The organism is Mesorhizobium sp. P5_C1 (genome assembly GCF_054049815.1).
Map to the genome: position 1 here is coordinate 1 of NZ_JBFULQ010000395.1, position 5,421 is coordinate 5,421.

The window sequence follows — 5,421 nt, forward strand, 5'->3', positions numbered from 1 at the left end:
CTCTCACTGTCAAGGTTCCGGCCGCAGCCGGCGCATTTGCGATTGGCACGTTTGAAGATGGCGGAAACTTCCAGGCCTGCAGCTTCCTCCGCGTAGAGAGCCCCGCTGTCAAACATCCCGACGGCGCCGTCGGCCCGTCCGGAAGATGACGGCGCCCGTGCTCCTTCTCCCTACGACCGCTCGCCGGCCAAGCCGGTGGGCGGTTTCCCCTTGAATCGAATTCGAAGCCAACAGGAGCCAGTCATGGCCCGTGCCTCTGAAATTCTCTTCGTGGATCCTTCAGTCTCCGACCTCGAGACGGTTCTCGGCAACGTGCGACCGCAAGTCCAGGCTGTCGTGCTCGATGGCCGCCGGCCGGCCGCACAACAGATCGCTGCCGCGCTCGCAGGGCACGAAAGCCTCGATGCGATCCATATCATGGCACATGGCGCACCTGGCCGGGTTGGCTTCACTTCAGGAGAGTGGTCGGCCGGGACGTTGAAGGAAGCGGCTGACGATTTTGCCGCGATCGGCAGGGCGCTTGCCGCGGACGGCGAGCTGCGGCTGTGGAGCTGCGAGACGGCGTCGGGGGATGCGGGCGAGACCTTCGTGGCGGCGCTGGAAGAGGCCGTCGGCGCGGATGTCCGTGCATCAAGATCGCTGGTTGGTGCAGCCGCCCTGGGCGGCTCCTGGGAACTGTCCGCACGTGCAAGCGCGCCCACGCCGCCGCCGCTGACCCCGGATGGAATGGCAAGTTACGCCGGGGTGCTGGCGGTTGATCTGACACTCACTGGCAACTTGACTGTTCAGAATGGCTCCGCAACCATTAACACCTACTATTTAATAGATACAACAGCAAATCCTGATGTGTTGGTTGGCAGCTTTCCACTGCCTCAATCGGGTAATGGCGTTGTCAGCGAATTTGCGGTAACTATTTCAATACCAAATGAAACTCATACTTATGTGATTTACGACGCCGGCTTCAATTTATACGGCACACTTACTCCAGGCGCCGGTAATACTTACAATTTCGCAGCGGGTCCCTCCAATGGATCCGGGGGCAATCTATTTGATGTTGGGAGCTTCAGCACCAGTACAGTTGGCGCGACGGGCCCGGCGGGCCCGACCGGCGCTACGGGAGCGACCGGCGCGGGTGCGACCGGAGCCACGGGTGCAACCGGAGCGACAGGCGCCACGGGTGCTACCGGCACAGGTGTGACCGGAGCCACAGGTGCGACTGGCGCAAGCGGCCCGACCGGTGCGACTGGCGCGAGCGGCCCGACGGGTGCGACTGGCGCGAGCGGCCCGACGGGTGCGACTGGCGCGAGCGGCCCGACCGGTGCGACTGGCGCGAGCGGCCCGACCGGTGCCACTGGCGCGAGCGGCCCGACGGGTGCGACTGGCGCGAGCGGCCCGACGGGTGCGACTGGCGCAGGCGGACCCACAGGTGATACCGGCGCCACGGGTGCAACAGGTTCGACTGGCGCAGGCGGCTCGACCGGAGCCACGGGCGCGAGCGGCTCCACGGGAGCGACTGGCGCAGGCGGAGCCACAGGTGATACCGGCGCCGCAGGTTCCACTGGCGCCACGGGTTCTACAGGCGCGACGGGCGACACCGGAGCGACTGGCTCGACCGGCGCCGCCGGTTCGACCGGAGCGACTGGTTCGACAGGTGCGACCGGCTCGACTGGCGCGACGGGCGACACCGGAGCCGCGGGCTCCACTGGCGCAACCGGAGCCACAGGTGCGACCGGCGCCACGGGTGATACCGGAGCGACTGGCTCGACCGGCGCGTCCGGTTCGACCGGAGCGACGGGTTCAACAGGTGCAACTGGCGACACTGGTGCAACAGGAACCACGGGTGCTACGGGCTCTACCGGAGCGACCGGCTCGACTGGTGCCACCGGTGATACCGGAGCCGCGGGCTCCACCGGCGCAACCGGAGCAACAGGTGCGACCGGCGCCACGGGTGATACCGGAACGACTGGCTCGACCGGCGCCTCCGGTTCGACAGGTGCGACTGGCGGCACTGGTGCAACTGGAACCACGGGTGCAACGGGCTCTACCGGAGCGACCGGCTCAACTGGTGCCTCCGGTTCGACCGGAGCAACTGGTTCGACAGGTGCCACTGGCGACACTGGTGCAACAGGAACCACGGGTGCAACGGGCTCTACCGGAGCGACTGGCTCAACTGGTGCCACGGGTGATACCGGAGCGACTGGCTCGACCGGCGCCTCCGGTTCGACCGGAGCGACTGGTTCGACAGGTGCGACTGGCGACACCGGTGCAACAGGAACCACGGGTGCAACGGGCTCGACCGGAGCGACTGGCTCGACCGGCGCAACCGGCGACACCGGAGCGACTGGCTCGACCGGCGCCACGGGTGATACCGGGGCAACTGGCTCGACTGGTGCAACCGGAGCCACAGGTGCGACCGGCGCCACGGGTGATACCGGAGCGACTGGCTCGACCGGCGCCACCGGTTCGACAGGTGCTACCGGCTCGACAGGTGCAACTGGTGATACCGGCTCGACCGGAGCCACCGGCTCGACTGGTGCCACTGGCTCGACGGGTGCGACCGGCTCGACAGGTGCAACTGGTGATACCGGCTCGACCGGAGCGACTGGCTCGACTGGTTCGACCGGCGCAACTGGCTCGACCGGCGCAACTGGCTCGACGGGTGCGACTGGCTCGACAGGTGCAACTGGCGATACCGGCTCGACCGGAGCCACCGGCTCGACTGGTGCGACTGGCTCGACTGGTTCGACTGGAGCAACCGGCTCGACCGGGGCCACCGGCTCGACTGGTGCGACTGGCTCGACTGGTTCGACTGGAGCAACCGGCTCGACCGGGGCCACCGGCTCGACTGGTGCAACTGGCTCGACTGGTTCGACCGGAGCGACAGGCTCGACGGGTGCCACTGGCTCGACCGGCGCAACTGGCTCGACAGGTGCAACTGGTGATACCGGCTCGACCGGGGCCACCGGCTCGACAGGTGCGACGGGCTCGACCGGCTCGACTGGAGCAACCGGCTCGACTGGGGCCACCGGCTCGACGGGTGCGACTGGCTCGACTGGTTCGACCGGCGCAACTGGCTCGACAGGTGCCACTGGCGACACTGGTGCAACGGGTTCGACCGGCTCGACTGGAGCAACTGGCTCGACTGGTGCCACCGGCTCGACTGGTGCAACGGGTTCGACTGGCTCGACTGGCGACACTGGTTCGACCGGAGCGACAGGCTCAACCGGCTCGACCGGAGCGACAGGCTCGACGGGTGCCACTGGCTCGACCGGCGCAACTGGCTCGACAGGTGCAACTGGTGATACCGGTTCGACCGGAGCGACAGGCTCGACTGGTGCGACTGGCTCGACCGGCTCGACTGGAGCAACCGGCTCGACCGGAGCCACGGGCTCGACGGGTGCGACTGGCTCGACTGGTTCGACCGGCGCAACTGGCTCGACGGGTGCCACTGGTTCGACCGGCGCAACTGGCTCGACAGGTGCAACTGGTGATACCGGCTCGACCGGGGCCACCGGCTCGACTGGTGCGACGGGCTCGACCGGCTCGACTGGAGCAACCGGCTCGACCGGAGCCACCGGCTCGACTGGTGCAACGGGTTCGACCGGCTCGACTGGAGCAACCGGCTCGACCGGAGCCACCGGCTCGACTGGTGCGACGGGTTCGACGGGTTCGACCGGCGCAACTGGCTCGACGGGTGCGACCGGCTCGACCGGAGCCACCGGCTCGACTGGTGCGACGGGCTCGACCGGCTCGACTGGAGCAACCGGCTCGACGGGTGCCACTGGCTCGACTGGTGCAACGGGTTCGACTGGCTCGACTGGCGACACCGGTTCGACCGGAGCGACAGGCTCAACCGGCTCGACCGGAGCGACAGGCTCGACGGGTGCCACTGGTTCGACCGGCGCAACCGGCTCGACCGGGGCAACTGGCTCGACGGGTGCGACTGGCTCGACAGGTGCAACTGGCGATACCGGCTCGACCGGAGCCACCGGCTCGACGGGTGCGACTGGTTCGACCGGCTCGACTGGAGCAACCGGCTCGACCGGGGCAACTGGCTCGACGGGTGCGACTGGATCGACAGGTGCGACTGGCGATACCGGCTCGACCGGAGCCACCGGCTCGACTGGTGCGACGGGCTCGACAGGTGCAACTGGCGATACCGGCTCGACTGGAGCCACCGGCTCGACTGGTGCGACGGGTTCGACTGGTTCGACCGGCGCAACTGGCTCGACGGGTGCCACTGGCGACACTGGTGCAACCGGTTCGACCGGCTCGACTGGAGCAACTGGCTCGACTGGAGCCACCGGCTCGACTGGTGCGACGGGTTCGACTGGTTCGACCGGCGCAACTGGCTCGACGGGTGCCACTGGCGACACTGGTGCAACCGGTTCGACCGGCTCGACTGGAGCAACTGGCTCGACTGGTGCCACCGGCTCGACTGGTGCAACGGGTTCGACCGGCTCGACTGGCGATACCGGCTCGACCGGAGCCACCGGCTCGACTGGTGCGACGGGCTCGACAGGTGCAACTGGTGATACCGGCTCGACCGGAGCCACCGGCTCGACGGGTGCGACGGGCGATACCGGAGCGACTGGAGCGACCGGAGCGACTGGCGACACTGGAGCCACAGGTGCAACGGGCTCGACCGGTGCAACCGGCGCCACTGGCGACACCGGAGCGACTGGAGCAACCGGAGCCACGGGTGCGACTGGCGATACCGGAGCGACTGGCTCGACTGGAGCCACGGGTGCGACCGGCGATACTGGAGCGACGGGTTCGACCGGCGCCACCGGCGACACCGGAGCGACTGGAGCCACTGGAGCCACGGGTGCGACCGGCGATACCGGAGCGACTGGCTCGACTGGAGCCACGGGTGCAACGGGCGATACCGGAGCGACGGGCTCGACTGGCGCCACCGGTGATACCGGAGCGACGGGCTCGACTGGCGCCACCGGTGATACCGGAGCAACTGGAGCCACGGGTGCAACGGGTGATACCGGAGCGACTGGCTCGACTGGAGCCACGGGTGCGACCGGCGATACCGGAGCGACGGGCTCGACTGGCGACACCGGAGCGACCGGAGCAACTGGAGCCACGGGTGCGACCGGCGATACCGGAGCGACCGGTTCGACCGGAGCGACTGGCGACACTGGTGCAACGGGCTCTACCGGAGCCACCGGCTCGACAGGAGCCACCGGTTCGACCGGTGCTACTGGCTCGACCGGAGCAACAGGTACGGCTGGTGCGACAGGTGCGACCGGAGCCACGGGCTCGGGCGGTGGAACAGGTGATCATGACCACAACCATGGCAATAACGGCTTTGGCAATGGAGATCAGGATGCACCTGGTGGTTCCGGGAACCATAACAATGGCGAAAACGGCCCTGGTCACAAAGCCAGCGTCACCTCCACCTCGCTCGGC

Annotated in this window: 1 protein-coding gene; it reads left to right on the plus strand. The window is 68.1% G+C overall.

The features are described 5' to 3' along the window. Positions 1-243 precede the first annotated feature (243 nt). The coding region (locus tag ACXJ7R_RS24090; RefSeq protein WP_457154021.1) for a DUF4347 domain-containing protein at positions 244-5,421 on the plus strand (5,178 nt) is incomplete at its 3' end.